19 protein-coding genes are annotated in these 23,917 nt (G+C 67.2%); 14 read left to right on the top strand and 5 right to left on the bottom strand.

Annotated elements, in window-relative coordinates; all coding sequences use genetic code 11:
* Nucleotides 1–40: 40 nt before the first annotated feature.
* Nucleotides 41–625, bottom strand: a complete 585-nt coding sequence (locus BM013_RS04175) for a C40 family peptidase (protein ID WP_093123127.1) — start codon at nucleotides 623–625, stop codon at nucleotides 41–43.
* Nucleotides 626–866: 241 nt separating this feature from the next.
* On the opposite strand from BM013_RS04175, the gene BM013_RS04170 reads away from it, so the two are divergent.
* Complete coding sequence (locus BM013_RS04170; protein ID WP_093123124.1) at nucleotides 867–1,997, top strand: PQQ-dependent sugar dehydrogenase; 1,131 nt, start codon at nucleotides 867–869, stop codon at nucleotides 1,995–1,997.
* A gap of 42 nt (nucleotides 1,998–2,039) precedes the next feature.
* Here BM013_RS04170 and BM013_RS04165 read toward each other — a convergent pair whose 3' ends face one another.
* Both BM013_RS04165 and BM013_RS04160 read right to left on the bottom strand, forming a co-directional pair.
* Complete coding sequence (locus BM013_RS04165; RefSeq protein WP_093123122.1) at nucleotides 2,040–2,849, bottom strand: alpha/beta fold hydrolase; 810 nt, start codon at nucleotides 2,847–2,849, stop codon at nucleotides 2,040–2,042.
* 10 nt (nucleotides 2,850–2,859) lie between these two features.
* Nucleotides 2,860–4,491: a 4-hydroxyphenylacetate 3-hydroxylase family protein gene (locus BM013_RS04160; RefSeq protein ID WP_093123119.1), complete on the bottom strand. Its 1,632-nt coding sequence runs from the start codon at nucleotides 4,489–4,491 to the stop codon at nucleotides 2,860–2,862.
* A gap of 109 nt (nucleotides 4,492–4,600) precedes the next feature.
* Between BM013_RS04160 and BM013_RS04155 the strand changes: the two genes are divergently transcribed.
* The 8 genes from BM013_RS04155 to BM013_RS04120 all read left to right on the top strand — a co-directional run bounded on the left by BM013_RS04155 (nucleotide 4,601) and on the right by BM013_RS04120 (nucleotide 15,724).
* Nucleotides 4,601–5,251 carry a TetR/AcrR family transcriptional regulator gene (locus tag BM013_RS04155; RefSeq protein WP_093123117.1) on the top strand — a complete coding sequence of 217 codons (651 nt, stop codon included), beginning with the start codon at nucleotides 4,601–4,603 and terminating at the stop codon, nucleotides 5,249–5,251.
* A gap of 34 nt (nucleotides 5,252–5,285) precedes the next feature.
* Complete coding sequence (locus BM013_RS04150) at nucleotides 5,286–5,891, top strand: isochorismatase family protein (RefSeq protein WP_093123114.1); 606 nt, start codon at nucleotides 5,286–5,288, stop codon at nucleotides 5,889–5,891.
* 136 nt (nucleotides 5,892–6,027) lie between these two features.
* Complete coding sequence (locus BM013_RS04145) at nucleotides 6,028–7,965, top strand: propionate--CoA ligase (protein ID WP_305728009.1); 1,938 nt, start codon at nucleotides 6,028–6,030, stop codon at nucleotides 7,963–7,965.
* A 179-nt stretch (nucleotides 7,966–8,144) separates the two neighbouring features.
* Nucleotides 8,145–11,021, top strand: a complete 2,877-nt coding sequence (locus BM013_RS04140) for a 2-oxoglutarate dehydrogenase E1 component (protein ID WP_093123110.1) — start codon at nucleotides 8,145–8,147, stop codon at nucleotides 11,019–11,021.
* Nucleotides 11,022–11,073: 52 nt separating this feature from the next.
* Complete coding sequence (odhB, locus tag BM013_RS04135) at nucleotides 11,074–12,330, top strand: 2-oxoglutarate dehydrogenase complex dihydrolipoyllysine-residue succinyltransferase (RefSeq protein ID WP_093123108.1); 1,257 nt, start codon at nucleotides 11,074–11,076, stop codon at nucleotides 12,328–12,330.
* A 181-nt stretch (nucleotides 12,331–12,511) separates the two neighbouring features.
* Nucleotides 12,512–13,939, top strand: coding sequence for a dihydrolipoyl dehydrogenase (gene lpdA / locus BM013_RS04130; RefSeq protein WP_093123106.1), 1,428 nt, complete (start codon nucleotides 12,512–12,514; stop codon nucleotides 13,937–13,939).
* Nucleotides 13,940–13,952: 13 nt separating this feature from the next.
* Nucleotides 13,953–15,053 carry a cell division protein ZapE gene (gene zapE, locus BM013_RS04125; RefSeq protein ID WP_093123103.1) on the top strand — a complete coding sequence of 367 codons (1,101 nt, stop codon included), beginning with the start codon at nucleotides 13,953–13,955 and terminating at the stop codon, nucleotides 15,051–15,053.
* Nucleotides 15,050–15,724, top strand: a complete 675-nt coding sequence (locus tag BM013_RS04120; RefSeq protein WP_093123100.1) for a hypothetical protein — start codon at nucleotides 15,050–15,052, stop codon at nucleotides 15,722–15,724. Before zapE ends, BM013_RS04120 begins: the two co-directional genes overlap by 4 nt.
* Nucleotides 15,725–15,774: 50 nt before the next feature.
* On the opposite strand, the gene BM013_RS04115 is transcribed toward BM013_RS04120, so the two are convergent.
* On the bottom strand, nucleotides 15,775–16,545 hold the full coding sequence (locus BM013_RS04115) for a PP2C family protein-serine/threonine phosphatase (protein WP_093123098.1): 771 nt from the start codon (nucleotides 16,543–16,545) through the stop codon (nucleotides 15,775–15,777).
* 107 nt (nucleotides 16,546–16,652) lie between these two features.
* Between BM013_RS04115 and BM013_RS04110 the strand changes: the two genes are divergently transcribed.
* Both BM013_RS04110 and BM013_RS04105 read left to right on the top strand, forming a co-directional pair.
* On the top strand, nucleotides 16,653–16,856 hold the full coding sequence (locus tag BM013_RS04110; protein WP_093123096.1) for a YdcH family protein: 204 nt from the start codon (nucleotides 16,653–16,655) through the stop codon (nucleotides 16,854–16,856).
* Nucleotides 16,853–18,967 carry an ATP-dependent DNA helicase gene (locus BM013_RS04105; protein ID WP_093123093.1) on the top strand — a complete coding sequence of 705 codons (2,115 nt, stop codon included), beginning with the start codon at nucleotides 16,853–16,855 and terminating at the stop codon, nucleotides 18,965–18,967. The genes BM013_RS04110 and BM013_RS04105 overlap by 4 nt, the downstream gene beginning before the upstream one ends.
* Nucleotides 18,968–19,003: 36 nt before the next feature.
* Here the strand turns inward: BM013_RS04105 and BM013_RS04100 are convergent, their stop codons facing one another.
* On the bottom strand, nucleotides 19,004–19,810 hold the full coding sequence (locus BM013_RS04100; RefSeq protein ID WP_093123090.1) for an outer membrane protein assembly factor BamD: 807 nt from the start codon (nucleotides 19,808–19,810) through the stop codon (nucleotides 19,004–19,006).
* Nucleotides 19,811–19,845: 35 nt separating this feature from the next.
* On the opposite strand from BM013_RS04100, the gene BM013_RS04095 reads away from it, so the two are divergent.
* The 3 genes from BM013_RS04095 to BM013_RS04085 all read left to right on the top strand — a co-directional run bounded on the left by BM013_RS04095 (nucleotide 19,846) and on the right by BM013_RS04085 (nucleotide 23,903).
* Nucleotides 19,846–20,868, top strand: a complete 1,023-nt coding sequence (locus BM013_RS04095; protein ID WP_371279628.1) for an RluA family pseudouridine synthase — start codon at nucleotides 19,846–19,848, stop codon at nucleotides 20,866–20,868.
* Between the two features lie 129 nt (nucleotides 20,869–20,997).
* On the top strand, nucleotides 20,998–22,011 hold the full coding sequence (gene scpB / locus BM013_RS04090; RefSeq protein WP_093123086.1) for an SMC-Scp complex subunit ScpB: 1,014 nt from the start codon (nucleotides 20,998–21,000) through the stop codon (nucleotides 22,009–22,011).
* The gene (locus tag BM013_RS04085) at nucleotides 22,008–23,903 is read left to right on the top strand and encodes a pseudouridine synthase (protein ID WP_093123082.1); all 1,896 of its coding nucleotides are present in this window, start codon (nucleotides 22,008–22,010) and stop codon (nucleotides 23,901–23,903) included. Before scpB ends, BM013_RS04085 begins: the two co-directional genes overlap by 4 nt.
* The last annotated feature ends 14 nt before the right edge of the window (nucleotides 23,904–23,917 follow it).

Raw genomic sequence — 23,917 nt, 5'->3', positions numbered from 1 at the left:
GGGATTTTTTTCGTTCCGGGGGCGGTGCCCCCAGGAGAGATCAGTTGCCGGTGACGGGCAGGTTGGCGACGGCTGCGGCCTTGACTTCGTCCGTCGGGCCGCCGAGCACGCGGCGGGCGCCGTCGAAGCGGCGTTGCCAGTAGCTGCCGTTCATGTCTTCCACGCGAACCTGGGCGCCGGTGCGGGGGGAGTGGATGAACTTGCCTTCGCCGACATAGATGCCGACATGGCTGAAGGCGCGGCGCATGGTGTTGAAGAACACGAGGTCGCCGGGCTTGAGCTGGCTGGCGTCGATCTTCTCGGTGGCGGCTGCCTGCTCTTCGGCGCGGCGGGGGAGCATGTGGCCGACCGTCTGGTTGTACATGGCGCGGACGAAGCCGCTGCAGTCGAAACCCGATTCGGCGGTGTTGCCGCCGCGGCGGTAAGGCACGCCGAGGAACCCGATGGCCGTGACCACGAGGTCGGACGTGCGCTCGGTCACGGTCTGGCGAACTTGCTTGAGCTGCCCGATCAGGCCCTTGTCGGCCAGCAGGCGTGCCAACTCGTCATCGGTTTTTTCCTGTTGAGGGGCTGCATGGACAGCGACGGCAAATAGGAGGGACGCGGGTAGGACGAAAAAACGCATGCCGCGTAGGATATTGATGACGCGCGGTTATGTCAATTTAAAAAGAATTAGCAAATGTCTTTGTAAGTCATTGATTTACATCGAGATTTTCGATTCGGCCGAAGAAAAAATGTAACGGCGAACGTTTATTGACCATAAGTGGTTGACCGTCAGTGAGCCTTTGGCGCGCGGGTGGATTGGTGGTGAAGCGGACCCGGGTCGTTATCTTTCGTCAAGATCGCGTCAACTCTCCGGAAAAGTTATGAACTTTCAAAAACAACCGCTTCTCAACTGTCTCGGCGCACTTTTTGCGCTCTTGGGAACCGGTTTCTGCAGCGTCGCGCTGGCCGAAGCCGCGCCGCAAACGGTGGCGTCGGGTCTCCAGAACCCGTGGGGCGTCAGCTTCTTGCCGGATGGGCGCTTCGTGGTCACCGAGAAGCCGGGCCGGTTGCGCCTGGTCGACGCGAGCGGCAAGGTGGGCGCGCCCATCGCGGGCCTGCCGGCCGTTGCGGCCAGCGGGCAGGGCGGCCTGCTCGACGTGCTGGCCGACTCGGGGTTCGAAAAAAACCGCACGCTCTACTTCTGCTTTTCCGAACCAGCCGCCAGCGGCGCGGCCAACAGCACGGCGCTGGCACGCGCCAGCCTGTCGGCGGACGGCACGAAGCTCGAGGCGCTCAAGATCATCTTCAGCCAGCAGCCCAAGGTGGCGAGCAGCGCGCATTTCGGCTGCCGCATCGTCGAGGCGCGCGACGGCACCTTGTTCCTCACGCTGGGCGACCGCTTCAGCCGCAAGGAAGACGCGCAGAAGCTGGACAACCACCTCGGCAAGGTGATCCGCATCGCCAAGGACGGCACGGTGCCCAAGGACAACCCCTTCGTCGGCAAGGCGAGTGCGCTGCCCGAGATCTGGAGCTACGGCCACCGCAACGCGCAGGGCGCCACGCTCGCGCCCGATGGCCGCTTCTGGATGCACGAGCACGGGCCGCAAGGCGGCGATGAAATCAACATGCCGCTGGCCGGCCGCAACCATGGCTGGCCCGTCATCACCTATGGCGAGAACTACGGCGGCGGGAAGATCGGCGACGGCATCACCGCCAAGGACGGCATGGAGCAGCCGCTGCACTACTGGGTGCCGTCGATCGCGCCGTCGGGCATGGCCTTCCTGACCAGCGACCGCTACGGCGCGGCGTGGAAGGGCAACCTGTTCGTCGGCTCGCTCAAGTTCGGCTACCTCGACCGCATCGAACTGAAAGACGGCAAGGTCGTGGCCGAGCACAAGCTGCTGGCCGACGGCCGCGCGCGCATCCGCGACGTGAAGCAGGGGCCCGACGGGCTGCTCTACGTGCTGACCGACGAGGGCGACGGCAAGCTGCTGCGCCTGAAGCCGAACTGATCTGGGTCCGCTTCAACCCGTCTCAGCCCGTCTCAGCCCGTTTCAGCCCGGGGTCGCCGGGCAAGTGGGCAGCGGCAGCGTCGGCAGCATGCGCAGCCACAGGCGCGTCCACTCGGGCCAGTCGTGGCCGCCTTCGGTCATGAAGACGCGTTCGGCCGGCAAGGCCGCGGCCAGCAGGCGATGGCTGAACGCGAAGCGGTCGTCCACGCCGTAGCCCAGGTAAAGCGGCGGCCGCGCGGCCGCCGTCTGCGTGAAACCCACGTAGCCGCGCAGCCATTGCCAGAGCTGGGTTTCGTTCGGCGTGCGCGGGTTGCTGCCGGGCGGGTCTTCCAGCGGCCCGTTCCATCTGGCGAGCCCGCCCGCATTGGCGATGTCGGTGCTGAGCACGCGCTCGCCGAGGTACGGCGCGATCGTCACCACGCCGGCCAGTTCGCCGGGATGCGTTTGCGCATACAGCAGGCTGCCGAAGCCGCCGACGGAAATGCCGACCAGCCAGATGTGGCGGTAGCCGTGGCTGCGCGCCGGGGCGACCACGTCGGCGCTCAGGCGCTCGAGGATGGTCTTGTCGTTGTAGTAGCCGAGGTGCGCGTCGACCAGCATCACGTCGGCCGCGACGCGGTTGTCCTGCACCGCGCGCACGAAGCCCTCGCGCTCGAACTCGCCGGGCGCCGAGTACGCGCCGGGCAGCATCACCAGCAGCGTGTCGGCATTGCGCGTGCATCTGCTTTTCTCGAGCGAGGTCGCCAGCGGTGCCGTGGTCTTGCGCACGCCGCCGCACGCGGCGACGAGGAGCGCGGCGGCGCCCACGCCCAGCGCCGCCAAGCACACCCGTTTCGAGAAGAAGAGCTTCATGTGCCGCAGTCTAGGTGCGCCGCGTCGCCGGCAGGTCGACCATCACGGGCTGGCCCGGCGTGGTGCAGCCCGTGTCGCAGCACTTGCCGGGCTGGCGGTTGCGGGTGATGGCGCGGCCCGGGTCGTGCGGCGCGGCGGCGGGCGAGCCGTCGGCCACAATGCCGCGTTCGAGAATGCGCTCGACCAGTTCCACTTTCGAGCCGACCGGGTAGTTGCGCCAGATTTCCTGCTTCATGGCTGCCGGCGAGCCGCCGCCGTGCAGGCTGATCACGCTGTACCAGCCGCCCTGGTAGCCGGCCGTCAGGTCCTCGATGAAGCGGGCCGTCTCGATGCGCTGTTCGTACGGAATGGCCGGGTTGGCGCGCAGCACGTCCGACAGGCGCGCGGCGGTCTCGGGGTTGTGGTCTTCGTCGGGGCCGGGCAGGGTGACGATGAGGCCGCCGCTCACGTAGTGCGCGATGCGGTGCATGTCGTAGATCTTGGTGGCCAGCAGCAGCTTGCCGATGTTGCTGAACACGGGGTCGGGCATGAAGATGCCGCAGTGTTCATCGGCCTTGCCGTACACGCTGGCCGCCACGCCGCAGGCGAAGAAGCTTTCGGTGATGGTGATGAGCTCGACCATCTGCTCGCGCAGGTGGCTTTCCTTGCCCGGGTCGAAGCCGTTGGCCTCGCACATCAATGCGCCAGCGCCGATCAGCAAATCACCGAAGCCGGCGCGCGCGCCGATGCAGCTGTGGCGGTGGTGCGTGGCGTAGCTGTAGGTCAGGTGGCCGGAGTGCTCCCAGGTGCCGTTGTCGCCGGCGTAGAACACGCGCTCCCACGGCACGAACACCTTGTCGAACATGCACACGCCGGTGCTCTGGCCGTACTTGCGGCTGAACAGCGCGTCGCCGTGTTCGAGCTTCTCGCCGGGCCGGCCCGCCGGGCGCGCGACGATGGTGAGGCCCGGCGCGTCCAGCGGCACGGCGCAGCACACGGCGAAGTCGGCGTCTTCCTTGCCCATGTTGCGGCAGGGCATGACCAGCAGCTCGTGCACGTAGGGCGCGCCGGTCACGATCGCCTTGGTGCCCGAGATGACGATGCCGCGCGCGTTGCGCTCCACCACGTGCAGGTAGCTGTCGATGTTGGCCTGCTCGTGCGGGCGCCGGCTGCGGTCGCCCTTGGCGTCGGTCATGGCCACGCCGAGCGTCAGGTCCTGGTCCTGCACGCGGTGCAGGTACTCGTGGAAGCGCGCGGTGTGCTCGGTGCTGCCGCGCGCGTCGTCGATGCGCGCCGACACCTGGCCGATGGCGTTGAGCGCGTCGTGCGTCAGGTAGCGCTGGGCGCAGCCGGTTTCCTGGCACACCAGCCGCACGGCCTCGAGCTTGTTGAGCAGGTCGCCCGCGCCGGTGTTGAGGTGCGACAGCCGGTTCACCCGCTTGCCGCTGGTGTGCTGCACCGCGGTCATGAGCGGCTCGTATTCCTTCTTCAGCGCGTGGTCGTAGGTGAGCGCGATGGCATTGATGCCGGGCTGGAACGCGGGCTCGTCGGCCACGCTGTCGACGCGGCGGCCGTCCACGAACACCGTGGGGCGGTAGCGGCGCAGGGATTCGCGGTAATCGGCGCCGGACATGAGGGCTGCGGCGGGCAGTGGGGCATTCATCGGGCTGTCTCCGTGGGTGTTTTGTGCTGGAATTTAAACACTGTTCAATTTTTAGATCAATGATCAAAAAATTGCATCGGCGATCAATTCAAGGGCTATAGTGCCGCCCATGCAAGCCAATCTCCAGCGCCGCCAGGCGCTCACCGACGCCCGTCGCGCGCTCGTGCTCGACGCCGCGCGCGCGGTCTTCCTGGAGGCCGGCATCGAGGGCGCGAGCATTCGCGAGATCGCCCGCAAGGCCGGCTACACGCCGGGCGCCATCTATTCGTACTTCGAGAGCAAGGAGGCGATCTACGCGGCCTTGCTCGACGAATCCATCCAGCGGCTGCAGGCCGCGGTGACCGACGCACCGGTGTTCGACGGCCACCCCGAGCGCACGCTCGCCGCCAAGGCGCAGGCATGGTTCGACTTCTATGCCGCGAACCCGCGCGAGCTCGACCTGGGCTTCTACCTGGTGCAAGGGATGCGCCCGCGCGGCCTGACCAGCGAGCTCGACAACGAACTCAACGACCACCTGCGCCAGGCGCTACGCCCCTGCGAAGACGCGCTGCAGGCCATGGGGCTCGACGCCGACGGCGCTCTGCAGGAGAACACCTCGCTGTTCGCGCACGGCGTGGGCCTGCTGCTGATGCAGCACACCGGGCGCATCCGCATGTTCAGGCAGTCGGCCGACGCGCTGTTCAAGACCTACGTGGCGCAACTCGTTCAGCGCGTTGCGGCCCATGCGGGCCAACTCGGTCTTTTCGGTGGTACGGTTTAGCCCAATCCAAACCTCCAGAAGAAAGAAACTGTTCATGCTGCTCGACGCCTCGCAATCCCAACTCGTGCTGGTCGACTACCAGGCCCGCCTGATGCCGGCCATCTTCGAGAACGAGGCCGTGGCAGCGAACGCGGTGCGCCTCGGCAAGATGGCGGCAATGGTCGACGTGCCCGTCTGGGGCACCGAACAGAACCCGTCCAAGCTCGGCGAAAACCTGCCCGACATTCGTGCGCTGTGTCGCAAGACGCTCGCGAAGATGCACTTCAGCGGCGTGGAAGAGGGGCTCGGCGAATGGCTGCGCGCACCGGCCAAGGCCGCGCCGCAAGGCAACGCCCGCAGCCTGCCCAAGCACCTGCAGAAGCCCCAGGCCGCGGCCGAAGAGCGCAACACCATCGTCATTGCCGGCTGCGAAGCCCATGTCTGCCTGATGCAGACGGCGCTCGACCTGCTGGAAGACGAGTTCGACGTCTGGGTGGTCACCGATGCCTGCGGCTCGCGCACCGAGCGCAACCGCGACGCCGCCTTCGACCGCCTGGCGGGTGCCGGCGCCGAACTCGTGACGACCGAGATGGTCGGTTTCGAGTGGCTGCGCACCGCGGAGCACCCGGCCTTTCGTGATTTGCAAGCGCTGATTCGCTGAGCCGGAAGCGGCGCGGCGTGGCGTGGCGCCGGGATGAAGCTGGGATGGGCTGGCCCGGGTTGTCCCGGTCGTCAGCTTCCTGCAAGATCGGTCTCCATAATTATGAATTCAGTTTTGGCGCTGCCGCCGGAACCGAATACATCACAGGAGACAAGCCCAGATGAGCCGCTACGAAGAGTTCCATCGCCAGTCCGTCGACGCGCCCGAAGCCTTCTGGGCCGAACAGGCGAAGCTGATCGATTGGCAGACGCCCGCGCAGCAGATCCTCGACGCCGGCAACCCGCCCTTTGCGCGCTGGTTCGTCGGCGGCACGACCAACCTGTGCCACAACGCCGTCGACCGGCACCTGGCGGCGCGCGGCGACCAGCCCGCGCTGATCTTCGTTTCCACCGAGACCGGCGTGGAGAAGAGCTACAGCTTCGCCGAGCTGCATGCCGAGGTGCAGCGCACCGCGGCCAGCCTGCTGGAACTGGGCGTGGGCAAGGGCGACTGCGTGCTCATCTACATGCCGATGATTCCCGAGGCCGCGTTCGCCATGCTGGCTTGCGCGCGCATCGGCGCGATCCATTGCGTGGTGTTCGGCGGCTTCGCCAGCGGCTCGCTGGCCACGCGCATCGAGGACGCCGCGCCGAAGGTGATCGTGAGCGCCGACGCTGGCGCGCGCGCGGGCAAGGTCATCGCGTACAAGCCGCTGCTGGACGAGGCGATCAGGCTGTCGGCGCACAAGCCCTCGGCCGTGCTGCTGACCGACCGAGGTCTTGCTGCTATGAATATGGTAGCGGGACGCGACCATCTGGCGGCCGAGTTGCGCCAGAAACACCTGGACGCCGAGGTGCCCTGCACCTGGCTGGCCTCGACCGACATCAGCTACACCATCTACACCAGTGGCACCACCGGCAAGCCCAAGGGCGTGCAGCGCGACGTGGGCGGCTATGCGGTGGCGCTGGCGGCCAGCATGAAGCACATCTTTGACGGCCGGCCCGGCGAAACCTACTTCTCGACCAGCGACATCGGCTGGGTGGTGGGCCACAGCTACATCGTCTACGGCCCGTTGATCGCCGGCATGGCGACGATCATGTACGAGGGCCTGCCCACGCAGGGCATCGACGGGCAGCCCGACGGCGGCATCTGGTGGCGGCTGGTGGAGAAGTACAAGGTGACGGTGATGTTCAGCGCGCCCACGGCGGTGCGCGTGCTCAAGAAGCAGGACCCGGCGCTGCTGAAGAAATACGACCTGTCGACCCTGCGCGCGCTGTTCCTGGCCGGTGAGCCGCTGGACGAACCCACGGCGCGATGGATCAGCGAAGGGCTGGGCGTGCCGATCATCGACAACTACTGGCAGACCGAATCGGGCTGGCCGATGATCACCATCGCCAACGGCGTGGAGGCCAAGGCCAGCAAGTTCGGCAGCCCGGGCGTGCCGATGTACGGCTACCGCATCAAGATCCTGCACGAGTCGACTGGTGAGGAATTGACCGGCGCGAACGAGAAGGGCGTCGTCGTGGTCGAGGGGCCGACCCCGCCGGGCTTCATGCAGACCGTGTGGAAGGACGACGCGCGCTTCGTGAACACCTACTGGAAGAGCGTGCCCGGCAAGATGGTCTATTCGACCTTCGACTGGGGCATTCGCGATGAAGACGGGTACTTCTACATCCTCGGGCGCACCGACGACGTAATCAATGTGGCGGGCCACCGGCTGGGCACGCGCGAGATCGAGGAGAGCATCTCTGGCCACGCCAACGTGGCCGAGGTGGCGGTGGTCGGCGTGGCCGATGCGCTGAAGGGCCAGGTCGCGATGGCCTTCGTCGTGCCCAAGGACGGCAAGGCCGCGGGCGATGCCGACGTGGCGCTCGAGCTCGAAGGCGAGATCATGAAGCTGGTGGCCGACCAACTCGGCGCGCTGGCGCGGCCGGCCCGCGTGCGCTTTGTAAGTGGCCTGCCCAAGACCCGCAGCGGCAAGCTGCTGCGCCGCGCCATCCAGGCCGTGTGCGAGCAGCGCGACCCGGGCGACCTGACCACCATCGACGACCCGTCGACGCTGGAGCAGATCAAACAGTTACTAAGTCACGGCTGAGATCTCCCCGATGGGGGTTGCACAGGCCCTTCGAACCGTCATATGGTTGACGTGGCACAATGCCAAGGTACTCAGGCCCTTCCCCAGCCACAGTCGCATCCGCCAACCGGTTCAGCCGTGTCGCGGAAGGTTTCTTAACCAGCTAGTGCTTCCTTCAGGGAAGCGAAGGTCAGCGGATCATGAGCGATTCATCGACGCCCTCGGCGTATACCGCCTATCAAGGCAACACGTACCTCTTCGGCGGCAATGCGCCCTATGTCGAAGAGATGTATGAAAACTACCTCTCCAACCCCGGCAGCGTGCCTGACAACTGGCGTTCGTATTTCGACGCCCTGCAGAACGTTCCCGCTGGCGACGGCACGAACACCCGCGACGTTCCCCACCTGCCCGTCATCAATGCCTTCGCCGAACGCGCGAAGCAGGGCACGACCAAGGTCGTGGTGGCCAGCGGCGCCGACTCCGAACTCGGCCGCAAGCGCACCGCCGTCCAGCAGCTGATTGCCGCTTACCGCAACGTCGGTGCCCGCTGGGCCGACCTCGACCCGCTCAAGCGCGCCGAGCGTCCTTCCATTCCGGAACTCGAACCCTCGTTCTACGGCTTCACCGACGCCGACCTCGAGACGGTGTTCAACACCAGCAACACATTCTTCGGCAAGGACACCATGTCCTTGCGCGACCTGCTCAACGCACTGCGTGAAACGTACTGCGGCACGATGGGTGCCGAGTACATGTACACCACCGACCAGAACCACAAGCGCTGGTGGCAGCAGCGGCTCGAAAGCGCCCGCACCAACCCCAAGCTGAGCGCCGAGCAGAAGAAGCACGTGCTCAACCGCCTCACGGCCGCCGAAGGCCTCGAGCGCTTCCTGCACACCAAGTACGTCGGCCAGAAGCGCTTCTCGCTCGAAGGCGGCGAGAGCTTCATCGTCTCGATGGACGAGCTGATCAACCAGGCCGGCGCCAAGGGCGTGCAGGAAATCGTGATCGGCATGGCCCACCGCGGCCGCCTGAACGTGCTGGTGAACTCGCTGGGCAAGATGCCCGCTGACCTGTTCGCCGAGTTCGACCACACCGCGCCCGAAGACCTGCCCAGCGGCGACGTCAAGTACCACCAGGGCTTCAGCTCGGACGTGACCACCCCCGGCGGCCCGGTGCACCTGAGCCTCGCGTTCAACCCCTCGCACCTTGAAATCGTGAACCCCGTGGTCGAAGGCTCGGTGCGCGCGCGCATGGACCGCCGCGGCGACCCGCTGGGCAAGCAGGTGCTGCCCGTGATCGTTCACGGCGACGCCGCCTTCGCAGGCCAGGGCGTCGTGATGGAAACGCTGGCACTGGCCGAGACCCGTGGCTATTCCACCGGCGGCACGGTGCACATCGTCATCAACAACCAGATCGGCTTCACCACCAGCGACCCGCGCGACAGCCGCTCGACGCTGTACTGCTCGGACATCGTCAAGATGATCGAGGCACCGGTGCTGCACGTGAACGGCGACGACCCCGAAGCCGTGGTGCTCGCCACCCAGCTCGCGCTGGACTTCCGCATGGAATTCCAGAAGGACGTGGTCGTGGACATCATCTGCTTCCGCAAGCTGGGCCACAACGAGCAGGACACGCCTTCGCTCACCCAGCCGCTGATGTACAAGAAGATTGCCCAACACCCCGGCACGCGCAAGCTGTACGCCGACAAGCTGGCCACGCAGGGCCTGGGCGAAACGCTCGGCGACGACATGGTCAAGGCGCAGCGCGCCGCCTTCGACGAAGGCAAGAACACCGTCGACCCCGTGCTCACCAACTTCAAGAGCAAGTACGCCGTCGACTGGAGCCCGTACCTCAACAAGAAGTGGACCGACGCCGGCGACACCGCCATTCCGTCCACCGAATGGAAGCGCCTGGCCGAGAAGATCACCACCGTGCCGCAAGGCTTCACGGTGCACCCGCTGGTGAAGAAGGTGCTGGACGACCGCGCCAACATGGGCCGCGGCGACGTCAACGTCGACTGGGGCATGGGCGAGCACATGGCCTTCGCCTCGCTGGTGGCCAGCGGCTATCCGATCCGCCTGTCGGGCGAAGACTCGGGCCGCGGCACGTTCACGCACCGCCACGCCGTGCTGCACGACCAGAACCGCGAGAAGTTCGACACCGGCACCTATACGCCGCTGCAGAACGTCGCCGAGAACCAGGCTCCGTTCGTCGTGATCGACTCGATCCTGTCGGAAGAAGCCGTGCTCGCGTTCGAATACGGCTACGCCTCGAACGACCCGAACACGCTCGTGATCTGGGAAGCCCAGTTCGGCGACTTCGTGAACGGCGCGCAAGTGGTGATCGACCAGTTCATCGCCTCGGGCGAAGTGAAGTGGGGCCGCGTCAACGGCCTGACCATGATGCTGCCGCACGGCTACGAAGGCCAGGGCCCCGAGCACAGCTCGGCACGCCTGGAGCGCTTCATGCAGCTGAGCGCGGACACCAACATGCAGGTGGTCCAGCCCACCACGGCCAGCCAGATCTTCCACGTGCTGCGCCGCCAGATGGTGCGCAACCTGCGCAAGCCGCTGATCATCCTCACGCCCAAGTCGCTGCTGCGCAACAAGGACGCGACGTCCCCGTTGGCCGAGTTCACCAAGGGCAGTTTCCAGACGGTGATTCCGGACAGCAAGGGCCTGAAGGCCGAGAAGGTCAAGCGCCTGATCGCCTGCTCGGGCAAGGTCTACTACGACCTGGCCAAGAAGCGCGAGGAGCAGGGCAACGACGACGTGGCGATCATCCGCGTCGAGCAGCTCTATCCGTTCCCGCACAAGGCGTTTGCCGCGGAAATCAAGAAGTACCCGAACCTCGTGGACGTGGTGTGGTGTCAGGACGAGCCGCAGAACCAGGGCGCCTGGTTCTTCGTGCAGCACTACATCCACGAAAACATGCAGGACGGCCAGAAGCTCGGCTACTCCGGCCGCGCCGCTTCGGCATCGCCGGCGGTGGGCTACTCGCACCTGCACCAGGAACAGCAGAAGGCGCTCGTCGATGGCGCGTTTGGCAAGCTCAAGGGCTTCGTGCTGACCAAGTAAAACCTGTCCCTTTCACACGAATACCTCAAGAACAAATCGGAGCTCACTCCAAATGTCTATCGTAGAAGTCAAAGTCCCCCAGCTTTCCGAATCCGTGGCCGAAGCCACCATGCTCACGTGGAAGAAGAAGGCCGGCGAAGCCGTCGCCGTCGATGAAATCCTGATCGAGATCGAGACCGACAAGGTCGTGCTCGAAGTGCCCGCGCCTTCGGCTGGCGTGCTGGTCGAAATCGTGCAGCCCGACGGCGCCACCGTGATCGCCGAACAGCTGATCGCCAGGATCGACACCGAAGGCAAGGCTTCGGCCGCCGCGCCCGCCGCCGCCGCCCCGGCAGCTGCCGCGCCTGCCCCGGCAGCCGCTGCCGCCGCCACCGGCGGTTCGAAGGCCGACGTGGCCATGCCCGCCGCCGCCAAGCTGCTGGCCGACAACAACCTGAAGACCGGCGACGTGGCCGGTACCGGCAAGGACGGCCGCGTCACCAAGGGCGACGTGCTCGGCGCCGTGGCCTCGGGTGCCAAGCCCGCAGCCGCTGCCACCGTGGCCGCACCGGCCGCCAAGCCCGCGCTGCCGCAGGTGAGCGCACCGGCCGGCGCGCCCGACCTGGGCGAGCGTCCGGAACAGCGCGTGCCGATGAGCCGCCTGCGCGCGCGCATCGCCGAGCGCCTGCTGCAATCGCAGTCGACCAACGCCATCCTGACGACGTTCAACGAAGTCAACATGGCGCCGGTCATGGACCTGCGCAAGCGCTTCCAGGACAGCTTCACCAAGGAACACGGCGTGAAGCTCGGCTTCATGTCCTTCTTCGTGAAGGCCGCCGTGCACGCGCTGAAGAAGTACCCGGTGATCAACGCCTCGGTCGACGGCAACGACATCCTGTACCACGGCTACTTCGACATCGGCATCGCTGTCGGTTCGCCGCGTGGCCTGGTGGTGCCGATCCTGCGCAACGCCGACCAGATGAGCTTTGCCGACATCGAGAAGAAGATCGCCGAGTTCGGCAAGAAGGCGCAAGACGGCAAGCTGGGCATCGAAGACATGACCGGCGGCACGTTCTCCATCTCGAACGGCGGCACCTTCGGCTCGATGCTCTCGACCCCGATCATCAACCCGCCCCAGTCGGCCATTCTTGGCGTGCACGCCACGAAGGACCGCGCGGTGGTGGAAAACGGCCAGATCGTGATCCGCCCGATGAACTACCTGGCCATGAGCTACGACCACCGCATCATCGACGGCCGCGAAGCCGTGCTGGGCCTGGTCGCCATGAAGGAAGCGCTGGAAGATCCGTCGCGCCTGCTGTTCGACATCTGACCCACCCCCGTTGCTTGCTCACTTCGTACAGCCGCCTGCCCCTTTGAGACCACTTGAGCCGTCTTGAGGGGGCGCACCCGGCGGCCCGGCAAAGCCGGTTGCCCGGGTGCTCGCCGACGGGCCTTGCCTCGAACGCCCTCGACCGACAGGGTCCGGCTGTACGAAACCTTAGAAAGAATCCATGTCCAAACAATTCGACGTGATCGTCATCGGCGGCGGCCCCGGCGGCTACATTGCCGCCATCCGCGCCGCTCAACTCGGCTTCAACGTGGCCTGCATCGACGAGTGGAAGAACGCCAAGGGCGGTCCCGCACTCGGCGGCACCTGCACCAACGTCGGCTGCATCCCCTCGAAGGCACTGCTGCAATCGTCGGAGCACTTCGACCACGCCGGCCACGGCTTTGCGGACCACGGCATCAACGTGTCGGGCCTGTCGCTCGACATCGGCAAGATGCTGGCCCGCAAGGACCAGGTCGTGAAGCAGAACAACGACGGCATCACCTACCTGTTCAAGAAGAACAAGATTTCGTCGTTCCACGGCCGTGGCTCGTTCGTGAAGGCCGCTGAAGGCGGCTACGAGATCAAGGTGGCTGGCGCCGCCGAGGAAACCATCGTCGGCAAGCACATCATCGTGGCCACGGGCTCCAACGCCCGCGCGCTGCCCGGTGCGGCCTTCGACGAGGAAAACATCCTCTCCAACGACGGCGCGCTGCGCATGGGCGCCGTGCCGAAGAAGCTGGCGCTGATCGGCTCGGGCGTCATCGGCCTCGAAATGGGTTCGGTGTGGCGCCGCCTCGGCTCGGAAGTCACGGTGCTGGAAGCACTGCCGACCTTCCTGGGCGCGGTGGACGAGCAGATCGCCAAGGAAGCCAAGAAGGCTTTCGACAAGCAAGGCCTGAAGATCGAACTCGGCGTGAAGGTCGGCGAGATCAAGTCGGGCAAGAAGGGCGTGTCGATCGCCTGGACCAACGCCAAGGGCGAAGCGCAGACGCTGGACGTGGACAAGCTGATCGTGTCGATCGGCCGCGTGCCCAACACCATCGGCCTGAACCCCGAAGCCGTGGGCCTCGCGCTCGACGAGCGCGGTGCGATCAACGTCGACGGCGACTGCAAGACCAACCTGCCCAACGTGTGGGCGATCGGTGACGTGGTGCGCGGCCCGATGCTGGCGCACAAGGCCGAGGAAGAGGGCGTTGCCGTGGCCGAGCGCATTGCCGGCCAGCACGGTCACGTCAACTTCAACACGGTTCCGTGGGTGATCTACACGCACCCCGAAATCGCGTGGGTCGGCCAGACCGAACAGCAGCTCAAGGCCGAAGGCCGCGCCTACAAGGCCGGCACCTTCCCGTTCCTGGCGAACGGCCGCGCGCGCGCGTTGGGCGACACGACCGGCATGGTCAAGTTCCTGGCCGACGCCACGACCGACGAGATCCTGGGCGTGCACATGGTGGGCCCGCAGGTCAGCGAGCTGATCTCCGAAGCCGTGGTGGCGATGGAGTTCAAGGCCAGCGCCGAGGACATCGCACGCATCTGCCACGCGCACCCGTCGCTGTCGGAAGCCACGAAGGAAGCGGCACTCGCCGTGGACAAGCGCACGCTGAACTTCTGAGCTCCCGTTTCTCTTGACCAGCGTCAAACAGGCCTATGAGGCGGAACTCGCTGCGCGCGGGTTCCATGCCGATCCCGCGCAGCTGCACGCCGTGGAGGCGCTGGATCGCTGCGCCAACGAATGGGCCGCATACAAGGCCCAGCGTTCGAATGCGCTGAAGAAGTTCATCAACCGGCCGGAGCTTCCGCGCGGCGTCTACATGTACGGTGGCGTCGGGCGGGGCAAGAGCTTCCTGATGGACCTCTTCTTCAACGCCGTGCCGCTGCGGCGCAAGACGCGCCTGCACTTCCACGAGTTCATGCGCGAGGTGCACCGCGAACTGCGCGAACTGCAGGGCACGGTCAATCCGCTCGACGAGCTCGGCCTGCGCATTTCCAAGCGCTACAAGCTGATCTGCTTCGACGAGTTCCACGTGGCGGACATCACCGACGCGATGATTCTTCATCGGCTGCTGGTGTCGCTGTTCGAGAACGGCGTGGGTTTCGTCACCACCTCGAACTTCAAGCCCGACGATCTTTACCCGGGTGGGCTGCACCGCGACCGCATCCTGCCCGCCATCGCGCTTCTGAACGAGAAGCTCGAGGTACTGAGCGTGGACAACGGCACCGACTACCGGCGCCGCACGCTCGAGCAACTGCGCATGTACCTCACGCCGAACGACGCGTCGGCCGAGAAGGAAATGCGCAAGGCCTTCGACAAGCTGGCCGAGACGGCCGACGAAAGCCCCATTCTTCACATCGAGCAGCGCGAGATCCGCGCGCTGCGCAAGGCCGGCGGCGTGGTCTGGTTCGACTTCAAGACGCTGTGCGGCGGCCCTCGCTCGCAGAATGACTACCTGGAGATCGCCAGCCAGTACCACACGGTGCTGCTGTCCGACGTGCCGCACATGCCGGTGCGCATGGCCTCCGAAGCACGCCGTTTCACCTGGCTGGTGGACGTCTTGTACGACCGGCGCTGCAAGCTCATCATGTCGGCCGAGGTTCCGCCCGAGGCGTTGTACACCGAGGGGCCGCTGTCGCACGAGTTTCCGCGCACGGTCTCCCGGCTCACTGAAATGCAGTCGAGCGAGTTTCTTGCCCTGGAACGCCGCATCGTCGACACCCGACTCACATGAAAAAATTCGCCCTTGCCCTGCTCATGACGCTGGCCAGCCTGCCGTTGTGGGCGCAGTCCAACGCCGCGACGGGCAATGCCGATCTCGAGGGGGAGAAGCGCAGGCTCTCCACCGAGCGCGAGACCATCGAGAAGCGTTTCGTCGAAGAGCGGGCCGCCTGCTACAAGAAGTTCGCGGTGGAAGACTGCCTGCGCGAAAGCCGCAGCCGCCGCCGCAAGGAAACAGACAACATCAAGCGGCAGGAAACCGCGATCAATGACATCCAGCGCCAGCGCAGCGGCGCGGCGGAACTGCAGAAGCTCGACCAGAAGGCCGGCACGCAACGCTCGGTCGACGTGCCCGAAAAGCAGGAGCAATCGGCGCAGAACCAGAAGGAACGCGAACAGCGCGCCGCCGACCATGCCACCAGCCGTGCCGCCACCGCGGCCGAAGGGGCCGAGCGCGAGCGCCAGTTCCAGTCCAAGCAGCAGACCCATGCCACCGAGCAGGCCAAGGCGGCGCAACGCCAGGCCGATGCGCCGGCGGTCGCCAATCGCTTCGAGGAAAAACAGCGGCGCGCCGAGGAGCACAGGGCCAGCCGCGAGCGCCAGAACGCGAACCGCGACAAGCCGCGTGGGGCGCCCCTGCCGCCACCGCCGCCGGCATCGGCGGCATCCGCACCCGCCCGCTGATCGCGCTGATGGGGTGACGCCGAACGGGTGGGGCGGCGGGCTTTCGCCGTTCAGGCGGGGGCGGGGATCGCGTCCAGTTTCAGGATGGCAATCGAGAGGTTGTCGCCGGTGCCGCGGGCCCGTCGCCGCGCTTCACCCACCAGGATTTCGGCCGCATCGCGCGGCGGCTGCGAATACAGCACGCTGGCCATCTCTTCCGGGCTGAAGTAGTGCCAAAGGCCGTCGCTGCAGGCCATCAGCAGGTCGCCGGCCTGCAGTTTCGGGATGTAGTACGGGTCGACGGGCGGCGGCGTGGTCGCCATGCCCAGGCAGCCGAGCAGGATGTTGCCCTGCGGATGGATGTTGGCCTCGGCCTCGGTGATCTCGCCGCGGTCGATCAGCACCTGCACGTACGAATGGTCGCGCGTGCGCATGACGAGCTGCCCGTCATGGAAGTGGTAGATGCGCGAGTCGCCCGCGTGGATCCAGGCGCAGTCGCCCTTCGGGGTCATCAGGAAGGCCGCCAGCGTGCTGTGCGGCTCCTGCTCGCTGGAGACGGCGGTGAGCTTGATGACCGTGTGCGAGTCTTCCAGGATCTGCCGGAGCACGGCCTGCGGGTCGTCGCGGCCAGGCTGGTAGCGGGTGAAGAGCTGGCGCGCCGTCATCAGCACCTGGTCGGACGCCTTGCGCCCGCCGCTGCGGCCGCCCATGCCGTCGGCCACGAGGCCGAGCACGCAGCCAGGCACGCGCGGGTGGCTCATCATGAGCACCTGGTCCTGTTGGTAGGGGCGGTCTCCCTTGTGGAGTCCGGTGGCCGCTGCAAGTCGAAAGCCTTGAGTCATGAGGCATGGGCGCCTGAAGCGCGTGTTTCTGTCTTCTCGGGGATTCGTGTCAGGACGTATTATCGAATGAACAAGCGCCGCGAAAACACAGCGTGCGCGCCCCACCGTTGGACTCCAATCTTCACTCCCTCTCCCGCCAGCTGATCGAGCTGCGCATCGAGCATGCCGACCTCGACGCCACCATCGACCGGCTGTCCGAAGGCTCGCCGCAAGACGAGCTGCTGCTGCGGCGCCTGAAAAAGCGCCGCCTCGCGCTGCGCGACCAGATCACGCGCCTCGAAAACGACCTCGACCCGAAAGAACCGGCCTGATGGGCGCGCTCGAAGACAAGGTGCGCGACGCTTTCGCGCAAGACGGTGTGCTGTCGCGCGCCGCCGAACAATTCCGTGAACGCTCGGGCCAGACCGAAATGGCCATCGCCGTGGCCCGCACCATCGACCAGGGCGGTGTGCTCGTGGTCGAGGCGGGCACCGGGGTGGGCAAGACCTTCTCGTACCTCGTGCCGGCCCTGCTGAGCGGCGAACGCGTGCTGCTGTCGACCGCCACCAAGACCTTGCAGGACCAGCTGTTTGGCCGTGACCTGCCGCGGCTGGTGGAGGCCTTCGGCCTGCCGGTGCGCACGGCCCTCCTCAAGGGGCGCGGCAGCTACCTGTGCCTGCACCGGCTCGACATGGCGCGCCACGACGCCTCGCTGCCCGAGCGCGGCAGCCTGCGCACGCTGGCCAAGATCGAGCAGTGGTCGAAGGCCACGCGCACCGGCGACCTGGCCGAGCTGCCGGGGCTGGACGAACGCTCGCCGCTGATTCCGCTGATCACCTCCACGCGCGAGAACTGCCTGGGCGCGCAGTGCCCGCAATTCAAGTCGTGCCACGTCAACCTGGCGCGGCGAGAAGCGCTGGCGGCCGACATCGTCGTCATCAACCACCACCTGTTCTTTGCCGACCTCGCGGTGCGCGAGACCGGCATGGCGGAACTGCTGCCGACCGTGAGCGTGGTCGTCTTCGACGAAGCGCACCAGCTCAACGAGACCGGCGTGCAGTTCCTGGGCGCGCAACTCGGCAGCGGCCAGGCGCTCGATTTCGCGCGCGACATGCTCGGCGCGGGCCTGCAGCACGCGCGCGGGCTGGTCGACTGGCAGCAACTGGTGGGCGGCGTCGAACGCGCCGCGCGCGAGCTGCGCCTGGTGGTCGGCAAGCAATGGCCCGGGGCCAAGCTGCGCTGGCTCGGCGCATCGCCGGAAGGTGTCGATGCCGACGCCTGGCAGCGCGCGCTCGACGACCTGCAGCATTCGTTCGAGCTGGCGGCCGAAGGGATTGCCACCGTCAGCGAGATCTCGCCCGACTTCGTGCGCCTGCACGAGCGGGCGCGGCAGCTCGCAAAACGCGCCGCGCGTTTCGCCTTGCCCTGCGAGGTCGATTCGGTGCGCTGGGTCGACGTGGGTTCGCAGCTGCGGCTGATCGAATCGCCGCTGGACATTGCCGATGCCATGCGCAAGCGCGTGCTCAAGATCGTCGAGGCTGGGGCCGATGACGGCGATGGCATGGACGACGACCTCGACGCCTATGGCGAGCGGCAGGAACAGGGCCTGGACCAGGGCCAGGGCCGTTCAGCAGGCCAGGAAGTGCCATCGCACGAAAACGGTGGGCGCGCCTGGGTCTTCACTTCCGCCACGCTGGGCGACGAGCCCACGCTGCGCTGGTTCACCGAGCCCTGCGGCCTGCACGACGCGGAAGTGCTGCGCGTGCAGAGTCCGTTCGACTACGCCTCGCAGGCCGCGCTCTATGTGCCGCGCGCTTTTCCGAAGCCCAACGATCCCTCGCACAGTCAAAAGGTCGCCCAACTGGCGGCACGCGGCGCCACCGAGCTTGGCGGACGCACGCTGGTGCTGACCACCACGCTGCGCGCGTTGCGCACCATCGGCGACACCATGAAGCAGCACTTCGAGCTGCTCGATGCCGCATCGAGGCCCGAGGTGCTGGTGCAGGGCGAGCTGCCCAAGCGCGTGTTGATGGACCGCTTCCGCGAGGGTGCGAGCGCCGGGCGCGCGGGCTGCGTGCTCGTGGCGTCGGCATCGTTCTGGGAGGGGTTCGACGCGCCGGGCGACGCGCTGCAGCTGGTGGTGATCGACAAGCTGCCGTTCCCGCCGCCGAACGATCCGCTGGTCGAGGCACGCTCGCAGCGGCTCGAATCGCAAGGCAGGAGTTCGTTTGCCGACTACTCGCTGCCGGAGGCGGCGGTTGCGCTCAAGCAGGGGGCGGGGCGTTTGATTCGCCGGGAAACCGACAGCGGCGTACTCGCCATCTGCGACACGCGCCTGGTCGCCATGGGCTATGGCCGCCGGTTGCTGGCGGCGCTGCCGCCGATGCGGCGGCTCGAGAGCGAAGCGGACTTCGACGCCGCGCTGGACGCGCTCAGGAACTGAGCGGCGCGCGCCGAGCGCGCCGCGCGGGTTCTGGACTTACCAGAGCTTCCACCAAGGGTCGTCCTTGCCCTTGAAGCCGTTGGCGAGGTAGGTGCTCTGCGGGTAGTTCGTGGTCAGCACGCGTTGCGTGTCGTCGCGCAGGTCCTTCATGCCGAGCGCGTCGTACGACTTGACCATGATGAACAGCGCTTCTTCGAGTGCGGGCACTTCGCGGTAGTCGGACAGTGCAACCTGCGCGCGGTTGATGGCGGCCAGGTAGGCGCCGCGCGAGTAGTAGTAGCGAGCCACGTGAACTTCGTACTGCGCGAGCGAGTTCACGATGTAGTTCATGCGCTGGCGCGCGTCGGGGGCGTAGCGCGAATCGGGGAAGCGCGTCACGAGTTCCTTGAAGGACTCGAACGATTCCTTGGCGGCCTTCTGGTCGCGCTCGGACAGGTCCTGGCGCGTCATGAAGGCGAACATGCCGAGGTCGTCGTTGAAGTTGATCACGCCCTTCAGGTAGAGCGCATAGTCGAGCGCGGGGCTTGCCGGGTGCAACTTCAGGAAGCGGTCGATGGTGGAAATGGCGCTGGCCTTTTCACCCGACTTGTACTGGGCATAGGCCTTTTCGAGCTGGGCCTGCTGGGCGAGCGGCGTGCCGGCGGCGCGGCCTTCGAGCTTCTCGTAGAGCGGCACGGCCTTGTCGTAGGCGCCCGAGCCGGCTTCGTCCTTGGCTTCCGCGTAGATGCGGTTGGGGCTCCAGTTCGCGGTCTTGTCGACGGAGGTCGACGAGCAGCCAGCTGCTAGCAGAGCCGCCGCGCTGAGCGCGATCCAGGTGGGGACCGATAATTTGGCGCGAAACATCACATACGGCTTTCGTGAAACAGTTACCCTCAATTATATCGACCGACCCTTCGGGCCCGATCCCCGAAGGCCCCGAGTCCGCCGAGACGGCCGAACTCGAGGAGGGCGCCGACCCCATCGAGCCCAGCGAACTGCGCCCCTTCACCATTGACGCGGCGCAGCATGGCCAGCGGCTGGACCGCGCGCTCGCCGCGCTGGTGCCCGAATTTTCCCGCAGCTACCTGCAGCAGTTGATCGAGGCCGGAGCGGTCGAGCTCCAGGGCCGCACGCTCAAGAAGGTCTCCGCCGCGGTGAAAGCTGGGCAGGCCGGCCGCATCGAATTGCGCCCCACGCCCCAGAGCCAGGCCTTCCGGCCCGAGGCGATGGACATCGTCACCGTGCATGAGGACGAGCACCTGCGCATCATCGACAAGCCCGCGGGGCTGGTCGTGCATCCCGCGCCGGGGCACTGGAGCGGCACGCTGCTCAACGGCCTGCTGGCGCTGGACCCGAAGGCCGTGCTGCTGCCGCGCGCCGGCATCGTGCACCGGCTCGACCGCGACACCAGCGGGCTGATGGTGGTGGCGCGCACCCGGGCGGCCATGGATGCGATGGTGGGGCTCATTGCCGCGCGCGAGGTCAAGCGCCAGTACCTTGCAATCGGTCACAAGCCCTGGGAGGGCGCCGCCGCACGGCAGGTCGACGCGCCCATCGGCCGCGATCCGCGCAACCGGCTGCGCATGGCCGTGGTCGATCTGGAGCGCCATGCGGGCAAGACGGCACGCACCCTGATCGAGCGGCTGGACAGCCATTCCGAAGGCTGCGCCGTGCGCTGCACGCTCGAAACGGGCCGCACCCACCAGATCCGCGTGCACATGGCGTCGATCGGTCATCCGCTGGTTGGCGACGCGCTGTATGGCGGCGCCCCGGCCGTCGGCCTGTCACGCCAGGCGCTGCATGCCTTCAGGCTGGCTTTCGTGCACCCCGTCACGCAAGCGCCGATGGAGTTCCGCTCGGCGCCGCCGGCCGACCTGGCCCAGGCTTTGCAGACCTGGGGGCTGGATTACAATCGCGCCTGACGGCCCGAGAGCCGCGCTGGTCACCCAAGACCGGCCTTGCGTTGCATTTGCCGCGTGCCTGCAACGCCTACTCCTTTCATCCTTCTGAACAAGCGCCCCCGAGGCGCCTTTTCCCGGATAACGCGAACCATGAATACGGCGGATGCCAAGCGCATTCTCGAAACCGCCTTGATCTGTTCGAGCCAGCCGCTGCCGGTGCGCGACATGCGCGTGCTGTTCGACGACGAACTGGGTGTGGACACCATCAAGGTGCTGTTGCTTGAATTGCAGGAAGACTGGGCGCAGCGCGGCCTGGAGCTTGTGAGCGTCGGCAGCGGCTGGCGCTTTCAGAGCCGGCCCGAGATGCGCGACCACCTCGATCGCCTGCACCCCGAGAAGCCGCCGCGCTACACGCGCGCCGCGCTCGAGACGCTGGCCATCATTGCGTACCGCCAGCCGGCGACGCGCGGCGACATGGAAGACATCCGCGGCGTCACGATCAACTCGATGATCCTGAAGCAGCTCGAGGACCGCGGCTGGGTCGAGGTCATCGGGCACCGTGAAACGGTGGGCCGACCGGCGCTGTTCGCGACCACGCGCCAGTTCCTGGACGACCTGGGCCTGGCCTCGCTCGACCAGTTGCCGCTGATCGAGACGCCCGCGCAGCAGGCGGCCCTGGTCGATGCGCTGGAGCGGGCCTCTGGCGAGCAGCAGGGGCTGCCGATGGACGCCGCGCCGCAAGCCGAGGCGGTCGCCATCGAAGGCGATGCGGACGCCACGGGGCAGGACGCTTCGGATCCGGGCGCGCTGCTGGGTGAAGAGGCCGCCGTCGCCGAGGTCCTGCCGGAATCCGCCCAGGCCGCTGAAGCAGCGGAAGTGGCTGAAGCAGCGGAAGTGGCTGAAGCAGCGGAAGTGGCTGAACCGGCCGAAGCAGCTGAAGCGGCCGAGGCCGTCGAAGCCGCGCAAGCGCAATTTGCCGAGGATGCCGCCGCCGAAGACGACGTGCCGCAAGCCTCGCCCACCGTTGACATTGAAGGCGCCGCCGAACCCGCCGCCGAGCCGGAACCCGATTCCGCGCAGGCCCCGGCCCCGGCGCCAGAACCCGATGCCCCGTCCCCGGACGAGGCCGACCCTCACGCTCCTTCCTCCGGAAAAACCTCATGAGCACAACCGACACCGAAGACGCGGCAATGCTGCCTGCCGAGCCCGAAGTCAAAAAGAAGAAAAGGGCGACCACGCCCAAGAAGGCTGCGGGTGCTGCTACTGAATCGGTAGCGCCGGAGGCCGTGGAGCCAGCGCCGGAAGTCGTTGCGCCCGTCGAGGCCGAAGCGCCGAAGAAACCGCGTGCGCCACGCAAGAAGAAGGTGGTGGTCGATGAGGCCGCTGCAGCGGCCGAAGCGCCTGAAGCCCCAGCGGTGGTGGATGCTCCTGAAGCTGCAGAACCCGTGGTGGCCGCGGCCGCTGCTGTCGAGGTGCAAGCGCCCGTCGCCGAAGAGCCCGCGCAAGAGCCGGCACCCGCGCCGGTGGCTCCGCAAGCCCGCCAGGAGCAGCGCGCCGAGCAAGCCGGTCGCGACGACGAGGACGACGAAGAGGACGAAGAAGACGAAGAGGAGCCCGACGAGGAAGAGGACGACCTCGACCGTGCCCGCCGTGCCGCCGAGCGCGAGCAGCGCAATGCGCTGCCGCCCGAGCCGATCCGCTTCGCCGACGTCATCTCCGGCCAGTTCGACGCCGACGAGGAAAGCCCCGAGGTCCCGCCGCTCAAGCGCGTGCTGCTGCCCGAGGCCGATTCGCCCAAGCTGCACAAGGTGCTGGCGCAGGCCGGCCTCGGCTCGCGGCTCGAAATGGAGCAGCTGATCCTCCAGGGCCGCATCTCCGTCAACAACGAGCCGGCCCACATCGGCCAGCGCATCCAGTTCGGCGATCAGGTCAAGATCAACGGCAAGCCGATCCGCTTCCGTATCGCGCCCCCGCCGCCGCGCGTCATCGCGTACCACAAGCCGGTGGGCGAAGTCGTCACGCACGACGACCCGCAGAACCGGCCGACGGTGTTCCGCAAGCTGCCGCGCCTGCAACAGGGCAAGTGGCAGTCGGTCGGTCGCCTCGACCTGAACACCGAAGGCCTGCTGCTGTTCAGCAGCTCGGGCGACCTGGCCAACCAGCTCATGCACCCGCGCTTCGGCCTGGAGCGTGAGTACGCGGTGCGCGTGCTGGGCGCGCTCACCAGCGAGGAAAAGCAGAAGCTGCTCGACGGCGTGCGCCTGGACGACGGCATGGCGCAGTTTGGCGCCATCGAAGACGGTGGCGGCGAAGGCTCCAACTGCTGGTACCGCGTGACCATTTCCGAAGGCCGCAACCGCGAGGTGCGCCGCCTGTTCGAGTCGGTGGGCCATGCGGTCAGCCGGCTGATCCGCATCCGCTACGGCGCGATGGTGCTGCCGCGCGGCCTGAAGCGCGGCGCCTGGATGGAGCTCGACGAGCGCGACATCCGCGCGCTGTTCCAGGCCTCGGGCGGTGCCGCGGCGCGTCCGGCCCCGCAGCAGCGCGGTCCAGGACAGGACGGTGGCGGCAACAACGGCCGCAACGGACGCAACAAGAAGCGCCGCGGCAACCGCAACGCCGGCGGCGGCCAGGCGCCGCGCGAGATGCGCGACGACGGCGGGCGCGAGGCGCCGATCCCGAATCCGCTGGGCGACGGTCGTCCGCCGCGCGGCGATCGGGGCGGGCGCGCCAATCGCGGTGGCGGCAACGGCGGTCCGCCGCAAGGCCAGGGCCGCCGCGGCAATGCCGGCAACAGCGGTGGTGGTGGTGGCGGTGGTGGCGGCAATCGCCAAGGGCAGGGCGGTGGCAATCGCCAGGGCGAAGACCGCCAGCCCACCGGCGCCAACCAGCCCGATCCGATGAAGACCTCGCTGGGCTACATCGGCGCCGACAGCTTCTCGCGTCAGCGCAAGGAGCAGCGCGGAGGCCCGGGTGGGCGCCGCGGTGGCGGCGGCGGTGGTGGCGGCTACGGTGGTCCGGCCGGGCAGGGTGGCGGACGGCGCCGCGGGCGCTGAAAGCCTGCCGCCAC

Source organism: Variovorax sp. OK605 (assembly GCF_900115445.1).
GTDB lineage: Bacteria > Pseudomonadota > Gammaproteobacteria > Burkholderiales > Burkholderiaceae_C > Variovorax.
The sequence above is the reverse complement of the archived record's forward strand: the minus strand, read 5'-3'. Positions and strand labels throughout refer to the sequence as shown.